The 18,264-nt window shown below is 65.1% G+C and carries 16 protein-coding genes and 1 tRNA gene; 9 read left to right on the top strand and 8 right to left on the bottom strand.

The window, feature by feature from the left end; genetic code table 11:
* Positions 1–79: 79 nt before the first annotated feature.
* A tRNA-Pro gene (locus tag ACOZ9V_RS11145) sits at positions 80–156 on the bottom strand.
* Positions 157–386: 230 nt separating this feature from the next.
* Here ACOZ9V_RS11145 and gcvH point away from each other — a divergent pair.
* The 4 genes from gcvH to ACOZ9V_RS11125 are packed head-to-tail and all read left to right on the top strand — an operon-like array spanning position 387 to position 3,834.
* Complete coding sequence (gene gcvH / locus ACOZ9V_RS11140) at positions 387–791, top strand: glycine cleavage system protein GcvH (protein ID WP_434589979.1); 405 nt, start codon at positions 387–389, stop codon at positions 789–791.
* Positions 791–1,933: an FHA domain-containing protein gene (locus tag ACOZ9V_RS11135; RefSeq protein ID WP_434589976.1), complete on the top strand. Its 1,143-nt coding sequence runs from the start codon at positions 791–793 to the stop codon at positions 1,931–1,933. Before gcvH ends, ACOZ9V_RS11135 begins: the two co-directional genes overlap by 1 nt.
* A gap of 10 nt (positions 1,934–1,943) precedes the next feature.
* A complete protein-coding gene (locus ACOZ9V_RS11130) occupies positions 1,944–2,429 on the top strand; it encodes a bifunctional nuclease family protein (protein WP_101546269.1) in 486 nt (161 codons plus the stop codon).
* Between the two features lie 10 nt (positions 2,430–2,439).
* Positions 2,440–3,834: a class II 3-deoxy-7-phosphoheptulonate synthase gene (locus ACOZ9V_RS11125; RefSeq protein WP_139469752.1), complete on the top strand. Its 1,395-nt coding sequence runs from the start codon at positions 2,440–2,442 to the stop codon at positions 3,832–3,834.
* A 152-nt stretch (positions 3,835–3,986) separates the two neighbouring features.
* Here the strand turns inward: ACOZ9V_RS11125 and ACOZ9V_RS11120 are convergent, their stop codons facing one another.
* Positions 3,987–6,254 (bottom strand): protein kinase domain-containing protein, encoded by a 2,268-nt coding sequence (locus ACOZ9V_RS11120; RefSeq protein WP_434589973.1) that lies wholly within the window; start codon positions 6,252–6,254, stop codon positions 3,987–3,989.
* Positions 6,251–7,390, bottom strand: coding sequence for a lytic transglycosylase (locus tag ACOZ9V_RS11115; protein WP_434589969.1), 1,140 nt, complete (start codon positions 7,388–7,390; stop codon positions 6,251–6,253). The genes ACOZ9V_RS11120 and ACOZ9V_RS11115 overlap by 4 nt, the downstream gene beginning before the upstream one ends.
* 129 nt (positions 7,391–7,519) lie before the next feature.
* Between ACOZ9V_RS11115 and ACOZ9V_RS11110 the strand changes: the two genes are divergently transcribed.
* Complete coding sequence (locus ACOZ9V_RS11110; protein ID WP_101546273.1) at positions 7,520–7,870, top strand: Rv2175c family DNA-binding protein; 351 nt, start codon at positions 7,520–7,522, stop codon at positions 7,868–7,870.
* A gap of 101 nt (positions 7,871–7,971) precedes the next feature.
* On the opposite strand, the gene ACOZ9V_RS11105 is transcribed toward ACOZ9V_RS11110, so the two are convergent.
* A complete protein-coding gene (locus ACOZ9V_RS11105) occupies positions 7,972–9,252 on the bottom strand; it encodes a polyprenyl synthetase family protein (protein WP_420097328.1) in 1,281 nt (426 codons plus the stop codon).
* On the bottom strand, positions 9,249–9,794 hold the full coding sequence (locus tag ACOZ9V_RS11100) for a hypothetical protein (RefSeq protein ID WP_229664119.1): 546 nt from the start codon (positions 9,792–9,794) through the stop codon (positions 9,249–9,251). Before ACOZ9V_RS11100 ends, ACOZ9V_RS11105 begins: the two co-directional genes overlap by 4 nt.
* A gap of 60 nt (positions 9,795–9,854) precedes the next feature.
* Here ACOZ9V_RS11100 and dinB point away from each other — a divergent pair, with 60 nt between their 5' ends.
* From dinB to ACOZ9V_RS11085, 3 genes are all read left to right on the top strand, one after another.
* Positions 9,855–11,090, top strand: coding sequence for a DNA polymerase IV (gene dinB, locus ACOZ9V_RS11095; protein ID WP_181271728.1), 1,236 nt, complete (start codon positions 9,855–9,857; stop codon positions 11,088–11,090).
* Between the two features lie 131 nt (positions 11,091–11,221).
* A complete protein-coding gene (locus ACOZ9V_RS11090; protein WP_139469756.1) occupies positions 11,222–11,629 on the top strand; it encodes a DUF3040 domain-containing protein in 408 nt (135 codons plus the stop codon).
* Positions 11,630–11,690: 61 nt separating this feature from the next.
* On the top strand, positions 11,691–12,377 hold the full coding sequence (locus ACOZ9V_RS11085) for a YdcF family protein (RefSeq protein WP_229664118.1): 687 nt from the start codon (positions 11,691–11,693) through the stop codon (positions 12,375–12,377).
* Positions 12,378–12,500: 123 nt separating this feature from the next.
* Here the strand turns inward: ACOZ9V_RS11085 and ACOZ9V_RS11080 are convergent, their stop codons facing one another.
* Genes ACOZ9V_RS11080 through ACOZ9V_RS11070 form a run of 3 tightly spaced genes read right to left on the bottom strand, consistent with a single transcriptional unit; the run spans position 12,501 to position 17,279 of the window.
* Entirely contained in the window at positions 12,501–15,029 is a 2,529-nt protein-coding gene (locus ACOZ9V_RS11080; RefSeq protein WP_434589961.1) for a transglutaminaseTgpA domain-containing protein, read from the bottom strand.
* Complete coding sequence (locus ACOZ9V_RS11075) at positions 15,026–16,285, bottom strand: DUF58 domain-containing protein (RefSeq protein WP_434589958.1); 1,260 nt, start codon at positions 16,283–16,285, stop codon at positions 15,026–15,028. The genes ACOZ9V_RS11080 and ACOZ9V_RS11075 overlap by 4 nt, the downstream gene beginning before the upstream one ends.
* Before the next feature lie 4 nt (positions 16,286–16,289).
* A complete protein-coding gene (locus ACOZ9V_RS11070) occupies positions 16,290–17,279 on the bottom strand; it encodes an AAA family ATPase (RefSeq protein ID WP_101546280.1) in 990 nt (329 codons plus the stop codon).
* A gap of 446 nt (positions 17,280–17,725) precedes the next feature.
* Between ACOZ9V_RS11070 and mraZ the strand changes: the two genes are divergently transcribed.
* On the top strand, positions 17,726–18,157 hold the full coding sequence (mraZ, locus tag ACOZ9V_RS11065) for a division/cell wall cluster transcriptional repressor MraZ (protein WP_039208349.1): 432 nt from the start codon (positions 17,726–17,728) through the stop codon (positions 18,155–18,157).
* Positions 18,158–18,264: the final 107 nt, after the last annotated feature.

Genomic DNA, 18,264 nt, shown 5'->3' with positions numbered 1-18,264 from the left:
TCGGGGAACGAAAAATGTGCCGCTCCTTCGTCTCAGCGAAGTGGCGACACATTCTATTGAAAGCGGGTGATGACCCGGGTGGTCGGGCTAGCGGGATTTGAACCCACGACCTCTTCACCCCCAGTGAAGCGCGCTACCAAGCTGCGCCATAGCCCGTTACCGTACTCCCTCGTGGGCAACGAGAACTAGCTTATACCGATCGGAGGCCAACTGCCAAAACCGCGTTCCGTGACCTTCGAAAAACAGGTATCATCCCAGGTAGATACCGAAGAAGCGGGTCCTGCAGATGCCTGACAGGGTGACTCAGTAACATTTCCGTTTCGTGATTGTTATGAAAGTGGTCCAGGCGGCTATGCTTGGTACACCGACAAACTAGAGGAGTCGACATGGCAGATCTGGATTATCCAGTGTCTTTGCGGTACTCGCGCGACCACGAGTGGGTCGCGACCACGGAAGACAACGCAGTAGTCCGTGTGGGTATCACTGATTTCGCCCAGGAACAGCTGGGTGACGTCGTCTATGTCGACCTGCCTGAAACCGGGGATTCGGTCACCGCAGGGGAGTCCTGCGGCGAAGTCGAGAGCACGAAGAGTGTCTCCGATCTGATCGCACCTGTGTCGGGGACCGTCACAGAGGTCAACGACTCACTCGACGATTCACCGGAGACGGTGAACTCGTCTCCCTTCGAAGACGGGTGGATGTATCTCGTCGAATTCAGTGACCCCACACAGCTCGAATCGCTGATGGACAGCGAGACGTACAAAGAGCTCATTCAGAGCGAGGAGGCGTAATGTCGCAGAACCACGATCAGAATCGTCCGACCCCCTCGCAGCCCTGGTATGACAACGGACAGGTCCCGCAGTCGAAGAAGTTCCCGTTCGGGGCCGGAAACGGCAATGGCGCTGACGAGTCCGCGACTCGGATGAACCCTCAGGTCGACCAGAACGGTCAGGGGAACACCCCTCCCTACGGTCAGCAGCCTGCCGACGGTGCCCCGCAGGCACCGCAGTACGGCAATGGCCAGCAGTTCGGCGGAACGCCCCAAGGTGGCCAGAACTACGGCGAAACGCCCCAGGGCGGCCAGAGCTATGGCAATGGTCAGCAGTTCGGCGGCATCCCGCAGGGCGGACAGAACTATGGTGCGTCGCAGCCGGCGAATCAGCCGTATGCCGGACAGGGGCAGGGCAGTCAGGGGCAGCCGCAGTATCAGCCTCAGCAGAATCAGTATCCGCCGCAGAACTACGGCCAGCCGCAGAGCGGTCAGCCTCAGGGCGGCCAGAGCCAGCAGCAGTACGGCTCCAATGGTGCCGGTCAGTTTGCGCAGCCTCAGGGCAGCCAAGGTCAGCCGCAGTACGGGAACCATCCGCAGCAGGGCGGCCAGCAGCAGTACGGTTCGAACGGTGCCGGCCAGTACGGCCAGTTCGATCCCAACCAGCAGCAGGGCATCCAGCCCGGCCCCGGCCAGTATGGTCAGCCCCAGTCGGGTCAGCCCCAAGGCGGCCAGCCGCAGGGCGCTCCGACGAACGGCGGACAGGACCCGATGAACGATTCGGGCAGCCAGCAGTTCCAGGGAATCCTGGATCCGCACACCGGCGAGATCCACCCTGTGCCCGACCTCGAAGGTCTGCAGGACGCCGATGCTCTGCTCGTCGTCGTCTCCGGACCGGACTCCGGTTCACAGATCCTGCTCGACACCGACGTGGTCACGGTGGGTCGCAGCCCGAATGCCGACATCTTCCTCGATGACGTCACGGTCTCTCGTAAGCATGCCGAGTTCATCCGCACTCCCAGCGGGTTCACTCTGCGCGACACGGGTTCGCTCAACGGCACCTATGTGGGCCGTCAGCTCATCGACTCCATCGAACTGCAGAACGGAGCCGATGTGCAGATCGGCAAGTTCCGAATGATCTTCCAGCAGCGTCCGCGCTCCTGACCGGGGGATAATGTCAAAAGTCGAAGTCGAGGTTGTCGGCGTCCGCATCGAAATGCCCGCCAACCAACCGATTCTGCTGCTCAAGGCCAGCGAACCTGCTTACTATCTGCCGATCTGGGTCGGTGCGATCGAAGCCAATGCGCTCTCGATCGCGCAGCGGGGACTGACCCCGCCGCGCCCCATGTCGCACGCTCTGCTGCTCGACGTCCTCGAGAAGTACGGGGCCGAGCTGCAGGACGTGACGATCACCGGCAAGGACGGTCAGATCTTCCTGGCAGAGCTGCACACGAATGACGGGAAGTCGATCTCCGCGCGCCCTTCGGACGCGGTGACACTGGCGCTGACAGCCGACTGCCCCGTGTTCGTCGAAACACAATTGCTTGAAGAGTCCGGAATCGAAGCCCCCGAGGCCGATGAAGAGGAAGTCGCACAGTTCAGAGACTTCCTCGACAATGTCTCGGCCGAGGACTTCGAGACCGGTACCGAAAACCCATGAAAGTGAAACATTGAGTCTCCACACCGATCCGGTCCTGTCCAACAGAGAAATCGCCGCTGCCGGCCACGACAATCTCCGCGGTCTCGACGACTGGCGAGAGATGGATCCGAAGCAGCAGCCGACGTATCTTGACAGTGCTGCGCTCGACGAGGTGCTCACCGATCTGCGCAACTCACCCCCGTTGGTCTTCGCCGGTGAAGCCGATGTGCTCAAGCAGCGGATCGCCGCCGCCTCGCGCGGAGAAGCCTTCGTCCTGGCGGGCGGCGACTGCGCCGAATCCTTCGACGGAGCCCAGGCGGACAAGATCCGGGCTCGTGTGCAGACGGTTCTGCAGATGGCGGCCGTGCTGACCTACGGCGGATCGATGCCCGTGGTGAAGATCGGCCGCATGGCCGGTCAGTTCGCGAAGCCGCGTTCGGCCGATATGGAGACCCGTGACGGAGTCACCCTGCCGTCGTTCCGCGGCGACATCGTCAACGGCTACGAGTTCACCGAGGAATCCCGCCGCCACGATCCGGAACGTCTGCTCAAGGCGTACCACATCTCCGCTTCCACGCTGAACCTCATCCGTGCGTTCACCCAGGGCGGCTTCGCCGATCTGCGATTCGTCCACGACTGGAACCGCGGTTTCCTCGCATCGAACCCCGGCTACCAGCGCTACGAGCAGACCGCTGCCGAGATCGACCGTGCCATCCGCTTCATGGATGCCTGCGGAGCCGACTTCGATGCGCTCAAGACCACCGAGTTCTACGCCGCCCACGAGGCGCTGCTGCTCGAATACGAACGTGCACTGACTCGCATCGACTCACGCACCGGTGAAGCCTACGACGTGTCCGGACACTTCCTGTGGATCGGCGAACGCACCCGCGAGATCGACGGCGCCCATGTCGACTTCCTGTCCAAGGTGCGCAACCCCATCGGCGTCAAGCTCGGACCCACTGCCACGGCTGATGACGCCCTGGCCCTGGCCGAGAAACTCGACCCGGACGCCGAGCCCGGCCGCCTGACCTTCGTCACCCGCATGGGTGCCGGTCAGATCGGTGAGTCGCTGCCGGCTCTGCTGTCGGGAATCGGCGACCGTCTGCCGCATGTGACCTGGGTCTGCGACCCGATGCACGGCAACACGATCACCTCGAACACCGGGTACAAGACCCGCCGCTTCGAAGACGTCATGGCCGAGGTCGAAGGATTCTTCAACGCGCACGCTGAGGCGGGCACGATCCCCGGTGGACTGCACATCGAACTCACCGGCGATGACGTCACCGAGATCATGGGCGGGGCCACCGAGATCGACGACGAGGGCCTGCGTCGCCGCTACGAGACCCTCGTCGACCCGCGCCTCAACCACGATCAGTCGCTGGAGATGGCGTTCCAGGTCGCCGAGTACCTCACCCGACGGCAGTAACCGCCACAACTGACAAAGCCGGGGGCTCCGCAGAATCTCTGCGGAGCCCCCGGCTTTGTCGTCTGACCGACCGGAATCATCTGCGCCCGAGCGACCAGTCGTGCCTGTCCGCCCGTCGTGCCTGACCGACCGACACGTCTGACCGACGAGTCCTATTTGTCTTTGTCGTCCTTCTTGTCGTCAGACTTCTTGTCCTTGGAATCGTTCTTCTCGTCCTTCTTGTCATCTTTCGAGTCGGAGTCTTCTTTCTTCTCCTTGCCCTTGGACACGCGGACGATGATGAGAGAGTTCGCGGGCTTCGCCTCGGTGCTCTTCGGGAACTGCGAGACAACCTTGCCCTTGGGTACGTCGTCGGAGAACACCTCGTCCTTGCCGACGCGGAATCCGCGCTTGGCCAGGGTCGCATAGGCGGCGTCGAAGGTCAGCCCCTCGACGTTGGGAACCGGGATCGGCGCGACGCCCTTGGACACGACGAGATCGATCTTCTCGCCTTTCGACAGCTTGGTTCCGGCCTTCTGCGATGCCGAGATGACGGAGTCCTTGGCGACAGTGTCGCTGTACTTCTCCTCGACCTTGCCGACCTCGAGGTTGACCTTCTTCAGCGCGGCCTCTGCTTCGTCGCGGGTCGTGCCCTCGAGCTTCGGAACCGCGAACTTCTCCTCACCCTTGGACACGACGACCGTGACGGAAGAGTCAGGAGCGAGTTCTGCACCGCTGACGGGTTCGGTGCCGATGACAGTCCCGGCGGGAACCTTGTCGTCGAAGACCTCTTTGGGCTCGGCCTTGAGATCGTTGTCCTCCAGCTGCGAGGTGACTTCCCCGACGGGCTTGCCCGCCAGCTCACCGGGAACGATGGATTTCGGTGTCGGCAGGTTCGCCACCACGAACCAGGCGACCAGAGCGAGGACGGCAACCACGGCGACGAGTCCCGTAAGGACACGACGTCGGCGACGTTGGACGGGAGATGCCCCCGCCGAGGCGGCCGCGGAGCCGGCGACCACCGCAGCCTTATCGTGGCGGTCGGAATTCGAATCCTTCGACACCGGTTCGTCGTCGGAGTCCTCTCGATCAGCGGAACCGTCCGAAGCGTCAGAATCAGCTGAATCGGCGGCAGCGCCTGCGGCTTCCGCGCCCAACGTGTCTGCGTCGGGGGATTCCGAGACGGCACCGGCACCGGCACCGGCAACCGCGGCGCCGGCCACTCCGACTTCGGCCGCAGCGACGGCGGCCGCGCCGGCGGCACCGTCAGTGTGGTCGTCATCGCCACGATCGGCGTCATCGGAGTCGGCGTCAGCGTCAAGATCAGAGTCGCTCGATTCGACACCGTCGACCCCGTCGGCATCGTCGTGGGAAGCTTCCGCGGCAGCCGCCTCGGCGGAGGACTCGTCGTCATCGGCATCGTCGGGATCAGCCGCACCTGTGTCCGCCTCGGTGTCGTCCTCTTCGCCTTCGAGATACGGGATCTCGTCGGTGCGGGAGCGCTTCTCCTTCGGCACCTCCTCGCCGAGGTCGATGCTCGCGGTGAGCACGGGGGAGTGCTCACCGATGGCGATCTGCGGATCTCCGAGGTCGAGCTCGGCCTCGGACATCTCCGCGCGCGCTTCTGCCAACGCTAAGCGGAACTCGGCGGCATCGGCAGGACGGTCCTCGGGGTCCTTCGACGTCGCCCACAGCACGAGCGCATCCAGGCGCGGACTCAGGCGGGTGACGACGTCCGACGGCGGCGGAACCGTGTCGTGGACGTGACGGTACGCGACCTGGATCGGGACGTCGTCGGTATACGGCTGAGCACCGGTGAGCATCTCGTAGAACATGATGCCGACCGTGTACAGATCGGTGCGGGCATCTGCCCCGGCTCGGGTGACGAGTTCGGGAGCAACATAGCCGACCGTGCCGATGAGGGTCTTGGTCGTCGTCGCTGTGGTCACGGCACGGGCCAGACCGAAGTCGGCGAGCTTGACCTGACCGTCGGTGCCCAGCAGCACATTGTCGGGTTTGAGATCGCGATGGATGATCCCGGTCGAGTGCACGGCCTCGAGCGCGGCGAGGATCGCATCGAGGACGACGATCGCCTGTCTGGGTGTGAAGGTTCCGCGGTGCTTGAGCTCGCGGCGCAGCGTCACCGACGGCAGGTATTCCATGACGAGGTAGACGATGTCGCCGTCGCGCGCCTGATCGTGGATGGCCACGAGGTTCGGGTGGGTGAGCCGACCGGCGTTGATGGCCTCCCGGCGGAAGCGTTCGACGAAGGTGTCATCGGAGATGAGGTGCTCATGCATGACCTTGATCGCGATCTCACGGTCGAGTCGCAGGTCGGTGCCGCGGTAGACCATGGCCATGCCGCCGCGGGCGATCTTGGCATCGATGCGGTAGCGCTCATTGAGCACCGTGCCGATGAGGGGATCTCGGCGGGCGGTCACAGGGCCTCCTCCAAACGCGCACGCTGCAGCTGGACGGCGCGGACGAAGGCCTTCGTCTCCGGCAGCAGTCCGTCGGCGCGAACCGAGCGCAGGTCCTGGTAGTAGCCGGCGATGGCTTCGTTCTCCGATTCGGCGGTTTCGATGAGCCAGCCGAGGATGACGGTGCCGGCGACGATATTGTCTTCGATGTCGAGCAGGTCGAGTCCGCGACCGACGATATCGGACGCCCAGCGACCGGATCGGGGAGTGATCTGCATGATCCCGATCGCGTTGCCGGCAGAGACCGTCGTGTGCTGGAAACCGGATTCGGCAGCGGCGACGGCCTGCATGAGGGCGGGATCGGCGCCGAGCTCGACAGCCAGCGAGGCGACGAGCAGCTTCGCCTGCGCCGGGGCCGGATGGCGGCGGTGCAGCAGAGTGTATTTGTTCAGTCGCGCCGCGTGGAGCACCGAGGGGCGGATGCCCTCGACCTGCGCGCTGGCGGCGACGCGGGGCACGTCGCTCGGCGGTTCGGCCGGGGTGCGACGCGGGCGGGCCTTCGACGGTCGCAGCAGGAGGAGTTCGCCGACCGTGATGAACGAATCTTCACCCATGGCGTTGGCCTGCCGCAGGGTCGCCGGCGAGATTCCGTGCCGCGCCGCGATCCCCTGCAGGGTGTCACCCGGGGCAACGACGTGTGAGGGATCATCGTCCGGTAGATCGTTCTTCTCCGGCAGGGACAGGACCTGACCCTGGTGGAGGTTCTGACGCGGCGAGATGCGGTTGAGTTCGGCCAGCGCGGGCACTGAGACGCCGTGTTTGCTGGCCACACCGTAGAGGGTGTCGCCCTGCTTGACCTTGTATGTGCGGCCGCCGTGGGTGACGGGAACGGTGGCACTCGCGGTGCCCGAGATCCACTGCGGACCGGTGCTCGAGGTGGCTGCGTCCTCGTCAGCGGAGCGACGGTCGGATGTGTCCTCGACGCCGTCATCGGACTGATCGTCGGGGGATTCGGCGGTGGGGGCCACCTCGGTGGGGGAGTCGTTTTCGGGGTCGACCCATTCGGCTCCTGGGATCGGACCGGTCGAATTCACCTTCGATGCGGCGCGGATGTCAGGAGCGGCGGTGACGGGCCTGTGCCGTCGCGGTCGTGTCATCTGTCACCTGTTGACTTCATGTCGAGTGGGGAAGCTACGGTCTCCAGCCTAACGAGTAGGCGGGCTCGACCCGAGCATTCGGCACCGCATGGCGGGGTGTTTCTGCCGAATATTGCTACGCTTGAGGGCGTGAATACCGAAGAACTCGTCCAGGACTGGGCCCCGCTGCCCGACATCGCAGAGCTCACCGGGCTCGGCATCTCCCAAGTGCGGAGGCTGCTCGAAGACGGCGCCATCTGCGGAATCAAGATCGGCAATCCGAAGGTTCTGCGGGTTCCGTTGGCCTTCTTCGTCGACGGCGAGGTCGTCAAACCGCTCAAAGGCACCCTGCACACCCTCTACGACGCCGGATTCGACTACGAAGAAGCCATCGTGTGGCTCTTCACCCATGACGAGTCCCTGCCCGGCCGGCCCATCGACCTGCTTCGCTCGGGTAACAAGAAGGAAGTGCGCCGCCGCGCTCAAGCCCTCGCGTTCTGATCTGCGCGGGCTCGAGGAGAGCAGCGCAGCACCCTTGAGGTGAGCAGCGATTGACGTGGTCAACGCGGCACCCTCGAAGCGAGCAGACCTGTTCGCCGGCCTCAGCTGGAGCGGTAGCTCAGCGCTTTCGCAAAACCCTTGAGTCGCTCCTGTGCGGCCGATCCGATGCGCACCTGTGCCGAGGCGGTCGGCCCTGCCGCTGAACCTGCACCGGCATCGGCTTCTGCCCACGTATCGACGATCGTCGCTGCGTGGGCATGCTTGTCCGCGATGAAGGATTCGACGGCGGCGAGACCGCCCGAGTCCGTGATCATGTCAACGCATTCGGCCACCTCGGCGTCGCTGAGATCCGGATCGCCCAACCGCGCGGCGAGGACTTCGAGCTGGTCCGCCGAGATCCGGGCCGCGGTCTCGGCGATGAGCACGGTGCGTTTGCCCTCCCGGATATCGTCGCCGGCGGGTTTGCCGGTGGACTCGGGGTCACCGGCGATGCCGAGCACATCGTCGCGCAGCTGGAACGCCTGTCCGAGGGGGAGGCCGAAAGCGGAGATCTCCTGCAGCTGCCCACCATCCGCTCCGGCCAGGGCCGCGCCGAGGAGGAGCGGCTGCTCGACCGAATACTTCGCGGACTTATAGCTCAGGACCTCCCATGCGCGTTCGGCGATCCGGTCGTCGCTGAGCGGAATGACCTCGGCGAGTACGTCGAGGTACTGGCCGACCATGACATCTCGGCGCACTGTTCCGCGCAGCTCGAGGGCCGTGCGGCTGTTGCCCAGGGCCTCCTGCGATCGTTCGAAGAGCTCCTCGCTCAGCGCCAGGCAGATATCGCCGATGACGATGGAAGCGGAGACGCCGAAGGACGCGCCGTCGCCATGGAAGCCGGAGCGCTGATGGCGGGCCTCGAACTGTCGGTGCAGGGCCGGCCGGCCACGACGGGTGTCCGAATTGTCGATGACATCATCATGGATGAGCGCGGCGGCGTGGAGCAGCTCGAGCGAACCGGCCGCCTGCGCCAGACCCGCGGTGACGTCGGCTGCGGAGCCGGCTGTCCGGTCGGCTGTGGTCCCGCCTGCCTCGCCGGCGCGGACGTCACCGCCGGCGAGCTGGAAGCCCCACCACAGCAGGACGGGGCGGATCCTCTTGCCGCCGCGGGTGAACTCGATGAGCGCGTCGCCGATCGCTGTCGCATCGGGTGAGATCGCCTCGAACTCGGCAGCCTTCTCAGCGAGGAAGGCCTCCAGTTGGGCGGACACCTCGGCGGCGATGGACTCGGGAGAGTCGAGGAATTCGACGAGGGCGGGAGGGGCGTCGGCCGAGCCGGGTGCTGTGGACGGGCCGGGCTCAGGGGCGTCGCCGGTCATCCCCGATCTGTGCGAGGTCATGAACCGATGTTTCCGCCGACGGTCACGATCGAATTCGCTTTGTCCTCCGAATCCTCGGCGACCGTGACGACGAGGACGCTGTCATTGTCCTTGTGCTTGAAGTTGACCACGCGGGCGCTCTTCGTCTTCACCTCTTCGCCGAGGCGTTCGAAGTCCGCCTTGCCGAGCTCCTTCTCGTAGAACTCGAAGATGTCCTTGGCATCGGCCTTCGCTTTGACGACGAGGCTGACCTGTTCCGGCAGCTTCTTGTCCTTGTCGTTGTGAGCCTTGACGCTCGACGCGGAGAGAACCTCGGAATCCGGGTACGGCTTGATGTACTCGGGCAGATCCTTCACATCGTTCGATGTATCGGGGTCCGAGCCTGTGGCCTCGGTCGATGCTTCGGCCGAGGCGGTCTCGGATTCGGCAGGGGATGCGGAGGCAGGGGCCTCCTGAGAAGCCGAAGGGGTCGATTCGGCCTTGTCTCCACCGTTTCCCGAGCAGCCCGCGAGAGCGAGCGCGGCAACGATGGGCAGTGTCATGACAGCGGTGCGCGATACCATGCTTCAAGAGTACCTGGACTGTTCGGCGGAGCCGAAAGGAACAAGCGCGAGGGGCAGGCGATGAGTCGGAAGCAGCTGGCACGATCCGGAGGTGATCTGAGCCGTCTGGGCACGGACGACTCCGGCGCCACCATGCTCCACCTCGACATGGACTCGTTCTTCGTCTCCGTCGAGCTGCTCAGTCGCCCGCATCTCGTCGGCCGCCCCGTCATCGTCGGCGGACGCAGCGGACGCGGAGTCGTCGTCTCGGCCAGCTATGAAGCCCGCGAGTTCGGAGTCCATGCGGCGATGCCGATGTCGCGGGCCATGAACCTGTGCCCCGTCGCCGAGGTGATCCCGCCTTCCCACGGTCTGTACTCCTCGTACTCCCGCCAAGTCTTCGATCTCGTCGCCGAGGTGACCCCCGACGTACGGCAGGTCAGCGTCGACGAAGCCTATATCGATGTCTCCGGAGCCGTGCGCCGGCTCGGCTCTCCGGTGGAGATCACCACCCAGCTGCGAGCCCAGATCCAGGAGCGCACCGGTCTGAGCGCCTCGGTGGGCATCGCCGTCAGCCGCGTCGTGGCCAAACTCGCCTCGACGAGGGCGAAGCCGAACGGCCAGCTGCTCGTACCCGCGGCCGCGACCCAGCAGTTCCTCGACCCGATGCCGATCGAAGCCCTGCCCGGGGTGGGGGAGAAGACGCAGGAGGGCTTCTTCCGCTATGGAATCCGCCTCATCGGCGACCTCGCCGCAGTCGACGAGGATTGGGCCGCACGAGTCTTCGGTGCGCACGGCCATCAGCTGTGGCGGGCTGCCCACGGTCAGGACTCGTCCGGTTTCGACCACCAGGCCAAGGAACACTCGATCAGTGCTGAGAACACCTTCGGCGAGGACATCTGGGACATCGCCGTGCTCGAACACGAACTGCTGCGCCTCGCTGACAAGGTCGCCTACCGAGTCCGCGCAGAAGGAAAGGTCGCCACAAGCCTCGGACTGAAGTACCGTCTCGGCGATTTTACGACTCTGTCGAGGTCTGTGACTCTGTCGGCGCCGACGGATCTGGCCCGGGAGATGTACGAGGCGCTGCGCCCGGCTCTGCGCAAACTGCGTGAGCAGCGCTCCCAGGGAGTCAGGCTGCTCGGCGTCCGAGCCGCCGGCCTCAGCGATTTCGCCGTCACCGGACGGCAGGCCACCTTGGACGAACCAGAACATTCCGGACGTGAAGCCGAGGTCGCCCTCGACGAGGTGAGGCGGCGATTCGGCAGCGAAGCGATCTCGCAGGCCTCGCTTCTGCGCAAACGCCCCGAGGCCTGAGAGCGGGTGAGCGGGAGCACAGTCTGAAGACCCCGTGGGAATCCGGCTCCTGACGGCCCCCGGAGATGTTTTTTCGGCCCTCAGAGACTATGATTGGGGGAAAGACTTGGGAAGCGAAACGGGGGTTCGAGATGCCACTCTCCGATCACGAACAGCAGCTGTTGGATCAACTTGAGAAGCAGCTGCGCAGTGAAGACCCTCGTTTTGCCCGGAATATCTCGGAAACCCAGGCCGCTGCCACGGGGCCCGGGTTCTCGGCGAAGCGCTTCGTCCTCGGTATCCTCATCGCACTCGCCGGGCTGGCCGCGACGATCCTCGCGATCTCGCTCGTCTCCAGCTCCGCCTGGTGGATCGCCCTCGGCGTCGTCGGCTTCGGCCTCATGGTCGCCGGAATGTACTGGGCGTTCAGCCGTCCCGGCCATGTGCACACCACTCAGACGGACTCTCGGAACTCCGGAGCGAAGACCGGTGCCAAGGGCAACTCCGGCTTCATGAGCCGAATGGAAGACCGGTGGGAGAAGCGCCAGCGCGGCGAATGATCCTGCTCAGGACGATCAAGGCACTCTCGATATGAGAGTGCCTTTTTCAAAGCCGGTCCGCGTGTTCGCCGGTACTGTCCTTGGCGTCTTTGCCGGCGTCTTCCTCTTCGCCGAGGCGGCCCACTGGCGATCGAGCCGTCGTCGGCTGGGAGACTGTGATAGCTCTGGCTCTGCTGACCGGCGACCACGGAGCGACCGGTGGTCGTGTCCGGACACTCGGGCCCTGACCACAGCCGACAGTGACCAGATCATCATCGTCCTCGGATATGCAAACCGCGGTCAGCGACCGAACGGAATCAACCGGTTTAGGGTCCGCGCGGGTCTGCGGTCGATCGATCCGACAGCCCGGTCGACTCTCCTCATCCTCTGCGGAGGGGCCGTCACAGGACGAACACCGGAGGCCCTCATCCTCGAACGCTTCGCCCGGGACGAACTCGGCTTCGCCGGCCGAACTGTGCTGGAAGCGCAGAGCACAACGACGTGGGAGAACATCGCCAACGCGATCCCCATCATCGACCGCGAACTCACCCCGGCCACAACGATCAGCATCGTCTCGAACTCCCATCATGCCGAGAAAGCCCGTGACCACCTGTGGCAGATGCGCCCGGACCTTGCACGACGACTGGTCCGCGGGGGAGACTACCGGTTCGGAGAACATCCGCTGGTGAAGCCCATCGCCGCCGTGCGCGGCCTGCTCGCCCTGCGTGTACTCGATCGTGAGAACGCGAAACACGCGGCAGTGCACTGAGGTCCCAGACTCTCGCATGGAGGGTCCAGGCTCTGCGTGACAGCGAAGAGGCGGCCCCGCAGGACCGCCTCTTCGCACATCGACCAGGACCGCCAGGTATCGGCCTGGATCGTCAGCTCCTCGTCATTTCGGACGATTGAACAGGCTGGCCGGCCAGATCTTCGCAGAGATCCGACTGCCCGGCGTGGCCCGCTCCGACAAGTCCGTCCTCACCTCGTCGACGAGCGCTTGCACCTCCGAGTCATCGAGCGCCTCGGTAGCCGCACCGTAGCGCTGAGCTTCGAGGGCATCGACGAACGCTCCGAGCGCAGAGTCATCATGACCCGACTCTGACGGACGCGACGGGGCCGGACTGCTCAGACGTCGCAGCCGTTCATCCGAACGATCGAACGTCGAGAAACCGGCAGCTTCTGCGTTCTGCACGGCGGCACCGGAACCGGCAGCCGCCTCGGCGGCGGTCTTTCGCATCGGTTCGCCGGTGTCCGGATCGATCTCTGGCGCCGTGGAGCCGGCATCCGTACCGGTGGTACTCGAGGTATCCGCAGCCTCGGTGCCACCACCGCCGGCAGCGCCGGTTGCAGGGACGGCACCGGCGAGCACGAGCTCGTTGAAGCGCAGTGTCCGACTCGAATCCAAGCTCTGCCCGTAGTCGGTGGCCAGAGCACGGACCTCAGTCCACACCGCCTCGAGGTTCTGCGGATCCTTCGTCCTGCGCGAGCGCAGGATCGAACGCCAGATCGCAGGCAGTGCCGCGAGCAGCAGCAGGACGAGCACGATCGCAGCGATGCCGAAGACAGTGCCGAAGTTCGAACCGGCCGGCTCTGCGGCCGGAGTGCTCGTCTCCTCCTCGGTGGGTTCCTCGGAGCCACCGGTCGGCGAAGCAGATTCGCTCGGCTCTTCGCTCGGGCTCGCAGACTCCGACTCGTCGCCCTCCTCCTGCTGGTCGGCGCCATCGGCGAGGGTCCACTTCGGCGGATCTCCGGCGGGACCGCCGGGGGTGGGTTCGAAGCGCACCCAGCCGGCACCTTCGAAGTAGAGCTCCGGCCAGGCATGCGAATCCTGCATGCTCACGTCGACGCCGTTCTCGGCTTCGTCCCCGCCGGCGTATCCGACGCCGATGCGGGCCGGAATTCCCATCGTCCGGGCCATGATCGTCATGGCCGAGGAGAACTGGACGCAGTAGCCCTGCTTATCCGCCAGGAAGTCCGAGATCGCGTCGCCGCTGGCCCGTTCGGGGGCATCGAGCGAATACTCGAAATCGCCGCCGCGGAAGTACGCCTGCAGCATGACTGCGGCCTCCCACTGGTTATCCGCATCGGCGGTGACCCGCTCTGCGGTCTCCTTCACGCTGGTCGGCAGGGAGTCGGGGACGGCGAGTTCGGTCTCGAAGTCGCTCTCGGACACTGGAGTTGCCGACTGCAGATCCTCGACGTCGGGATTCGGGGACAGATAGTCCATCGAATACTGCAGTCCACCGGTCTTCTCACCGTTGCCGACGACCGTCAAGGTCTTCTCGTCGAAGATCCACCGACGACTCAGGTCCTTCGGCTGCTGCGGAGCATACGGAGACGGCAGGTACTGCTGGTCGTAGTCGTCGCCGACGGCGACGCTGATCGTCTGCTCCTTGAAGTTCTTGTCCCGCGGCATCCCCGCGGGCCATGGCATTCCGTCGGCGGCGATCGCGAACGGATCGAGGCTGAACGGGCTCGGTGCCCAGTTCTCACCGTCGAAGTCATCGATCGAGGTCAACCGGATCGGATCCGCGTCCTCGTCCGTCGTCTGGTAGCTGAACAGCGTCTTGTCATCCCGGTCGCCGAGGTTCTGGCGCAGGTTGAGGAATGGGTTCGTCACCGTCAGGTCGCCCTGGCCCTTCGAGGCCCGGTCGGGCAGGGTGGGCACCGGGGGCAGCAGAAGGGGCAGGCCGATGCCGATCGCCAGAGCCAGAGCTCCGGCGAGGATCGCCGTCATTCCTCCGCGCCACCGGGTCGCGGGCAGATAGGGGCTGAGCATGAGCAGCAGGAACGCCGCGAGGATCGCGACGATGTGCCACCACTTCACCTCCTGCGCGGCGAAGTAGACGGGGATCATCCACAGCACGAGCAGCAGCACACCGCCGACCTTCGGTGCCCGCAGATCCGAGACGAGGCCGTCGATGAGGATCGTGATGAGGGTGAAAGCGATCGTGAGCATCGCGATGAAGCCCGGTGTGCTCGCCGCCGGGGGAGCGGTCGCGTAGAGGTCGCTGACCCCCTCGGAGAGCAGATCGATCACCGTTCCGAAGGACTCACCGGTCGGGATGAACCCGAGCAGAAGCGAATCCCCGGCGCAGACGATGAAGACCGCGATGGGACCGGCCACGCACTGGGCGATGACCGCGGTGCCGGTCGAGCGCAGTGCCGGAACGGTGCGGAACACGGCGCCGACGATGACGACGACGGCGACGGCGACCAGGACGGGCGAGACCCAGGCGAAGTCCTTGAACACCGCCGATAAGGCGACAGCGGTAAGGGCCATGGCGACGAAGACGACGATCGCCTCGAGCCAGCCCGTGCTCGGGCGCTCATCGCCCGTCGACGAGGGAGCCGAATAGCCGTTCGCCGGAGACTCGGAATCGGCTCCGCGCAGACGTGTGTCGGGAGTATTCAGACTCATCGGCGCACCCCCTGCGGAGTCCAGCTCGCACCACCCGGAGCCGCGGACGCGCTGCCGGCACCGGCAGTTCCCGGTCCGGGTTCGGCCGAGGTCAGACCGGTGCCGCTGCGAGAGCGCTTGGACTCGAACGTCGTCCAGGACTCCGGCAGGTCCTCGCTGAGACCGAGCATCGTCAGATCGTCGATCTCGCTGAGCGTGCGCAGAGTCACCGGCACGCGGCGGGAGAAGTGCGAGGCGAGTTCCTGCCCGCGCTGGTCGCCGACGGAGCAGATGACGATGTGGTTGGGGTTGTCGTGCGAGGGCAGTTCGACCCTGCCCGGGCGCACAAGGGCGGAGAGCAGACGCAGCTTGTCGATCTCGCGGGCTCCTTTGAATCTGATCTGGTGTCCGGGAGCGACGACATTGACTTCGTAATCGGCCTTGAGGAACGCGGTTCCGGCCGCGGTCGCCGCGGCCAGCAGGAACTCGATCTCGAGGTCGCTCGGCTCCTCGGCGCCCTCATCGGCGACGAGGTCGATGAGGATGAGCGAATGGAGCGTCTCCTCATCGGCTTCGTGCCGGACCATGAGCTCGCCGGACTTCGCCGTCGAGGGCCAATGCACATGCCGCAGATCATCGCCGGGCACGTACTCACGTGTGTGGAAGTCCCGGGTGGTGTGTCCGGTGCGGACCTTGCCGTCGTCGAGGCGGGAGGGCCGGATCGACGAATCCTGCGGGATGCGCGCAGGCAGGATCGGCACGGACACGGCCACGGGGAAGGCCCCGTGGGCCTTCTTCTTCATCTTCACCAGGCCGAAGGGTCCGAACACGGTGATGAGGACCGCATCGATCCCGGAGACACCGCGGCGATTGGGGGTGAACGACGTCAGCACCGTCTGCGATGCCCCATGGGCCAGAGCCGGGACATCACCGGAGGTGGAGTCGCCGAATCCCTCGGCCGGGGTGAAATCGATCGTCGCGGCGGGAATCGCGAGCTGGCCGACATTCGTCACGCGCGCCTGGACTTCGACCTCTTTGCCTTCGGCGGCCAGCGGGTAGCGGTCTCCCGAAGGAGACAGCGCCACTTCGTGGAGGTTCGTGCTCATCGCGATCGACACCCGACGGGTGCCCCATAGGATGAGCAACGCCGAGAGCAGGACCAGGCCGAGCAGCAGCAGACCGGCCGGCAGCAGGCCAGGCAGCGCGAAGCGGTAGGCCGTGATGATCAGGGCCGCCCCGGCCAGGACGAAGATGATGCCCGAAGTGCTCAGTCGCATGCGGTCACTGGTTCGCGGAGACGGGCACGCGGGACAGCACCCGACCGATGAGGTCGGCAGCTAGATCTGCGTCGTCTCCGTCGCGGGGGATGATGCGGTGGGCGAGGATGTACGGGGCCAGAGCCTGCACATCGTCGGGGGTGACGAAGGTGCGCCCCGACAGTGCCGCGCGTGCCTTCGCCGCCCGCAGCAGATGGACGCCGCCGCGCGGGGAGCTGCCGAGCAGGATCGCCTGATCGTTGCGGGTGGCATGGAGGATCGCCACGATGTACTCGCGCAGCTGCCGGCTGGCGGAGACATGGCGGACGATGGTGCGGGCCTGAGTGATCTGCTCGAGGTTCGTCACCGCGGCAGCGGTCTCGAGGGGATCATTCTGGATCTGGTTGTCCAGCAGATCGACCTCGTCGGACGTCGCCGGATATCCCAGGGAGATACGGGTGAGGAAGCGGTCGCGCTGCGCCTCGGGCAGAGCGTAGGTGCCCTCCATGTCGATCGGATTCTGAGTGGCGACGACGATGAACGGCGTGGGCATCGGATAGGTCTGCCCGTCGATCGTCGCCTGACCTTCGGCCATGCACTCGAGCATCGCCGACTGCGTCTTCGGGGACGCACGGTTGATCTCGTCGGCGATGACGATGTTCGCGAACACCGGTCCCTGTCGGAACTCGAAGTGACGAGTCTCCTGGTTGAACAGGTTCACACCCACGACGTCGGTGGGCAGCAGGTCCGGGGTGAACTGGATGCGGCGCACGGAACCGTCGACGACCTTGCCCATGGCACGGGCCAACAGGGTCTTGCCGACGCCGGGGACGTCTTCGAGGAGGACATGTCCGCCGGCGAGCAGTGCGATGAGTGAGAGGCCGACGGCCTCATCCTTGCCCTCGAGCACCGAGTTCATCGCGGTGCGTGCCCGCGAGGTCAGATTCTGCACCCACTCGATGTGTTCGGCGCCGATCACGGAATTGGTCTGTGTACCTTCTTGGCTGGTCGACATACCCTCCATTGTCCCTTAAAGCCCGCACCCCAGCCACACGAGTTTCTTTCAGCTTCGTCACTCCCTTCTCCTCCCCACTCCCACGCCCTCCCCGAGGCGCCCCACCCCACTCCCCACTTTCCTCCACGCGGACCCTCCACTTTCCTCCCCACTCGCCTCCACCTCGGCGCGGGTCTCGCCCGTGATCCCCGGATTCTCGCGGATCTGTGCCGTTCTCATCGTCCTCGCCGAGGCAGCCCACCGCCTTCGCGGGCCCGCCGTTCTTCCCGCATCCGACACTCCCGCGACGCGCCTTCGAGAAATTTTCCCCACTTTCCTCCACCTATCTGACCTGGGAAAACAATGAGTCAGGAGCATCGTTGAAGCGAAAAGCTGGAATATGTGGAGGGAAGTGGAGTACTGTGGTTGCTATCGGAGCCGATGGGTTTCGAAAGGGGTGAGACGACATGTTCTTGGGCACTCATATGCAGAAGCTCGACGACAAAGGTCGCCTCATCCTGCCCGCAAAGTTCCGCGAGGAGCTGTCGCCCGGACTCGTTCTGACCCGTGGCCAGGAGAACTGCCTCACCCTGTTCCCCACCACGGAGTTCGAAGCCGAGCACGCGCGAATCCAGAACGCGCCGAAGACGAATAAGGAAGCCCGCGATTACCAGCGTGTGTTCCTGTCGGCGGCATTTGCGGACCAACCGGACAAACAGGGACGCATCACGGTCCCGAACATATTGCGGCAGTACGCATCACTCGATCGGGAAGTCGCAGTGATCGGCATGGGCAACCGAGTCGAGATCTGGGATGCACCGACCTGGGAGGACTACCTCGTCGGCGCTCAGCAGGCCTTCGCCGAACGCGAGGAGGAGGTGATCCCCGGAGTGATCTGATTCTGCTCGGGTTTGATCCTTGCCCGCCGTGCTCGAGTTTCGGGGAACTTCCCCGTTTCCGAAGCTCGGACGTCCTGACACACTTCCCCGGTGGCAGGGCCACGGCG

Origin of the sequence: Brevibacterium sp. 1718, from assembly GCF_051131255.1 — a bacterium.
Lineage (GTDB): Bacteria > Actinomycetota > Actinomycetes > Actinomycetales > Brevibacteriaceae > Brevibacterium > Brevibacterium sediminis.
This window is presented reverse-complemented; position numbering and strand designations above follow the sequence as displayed.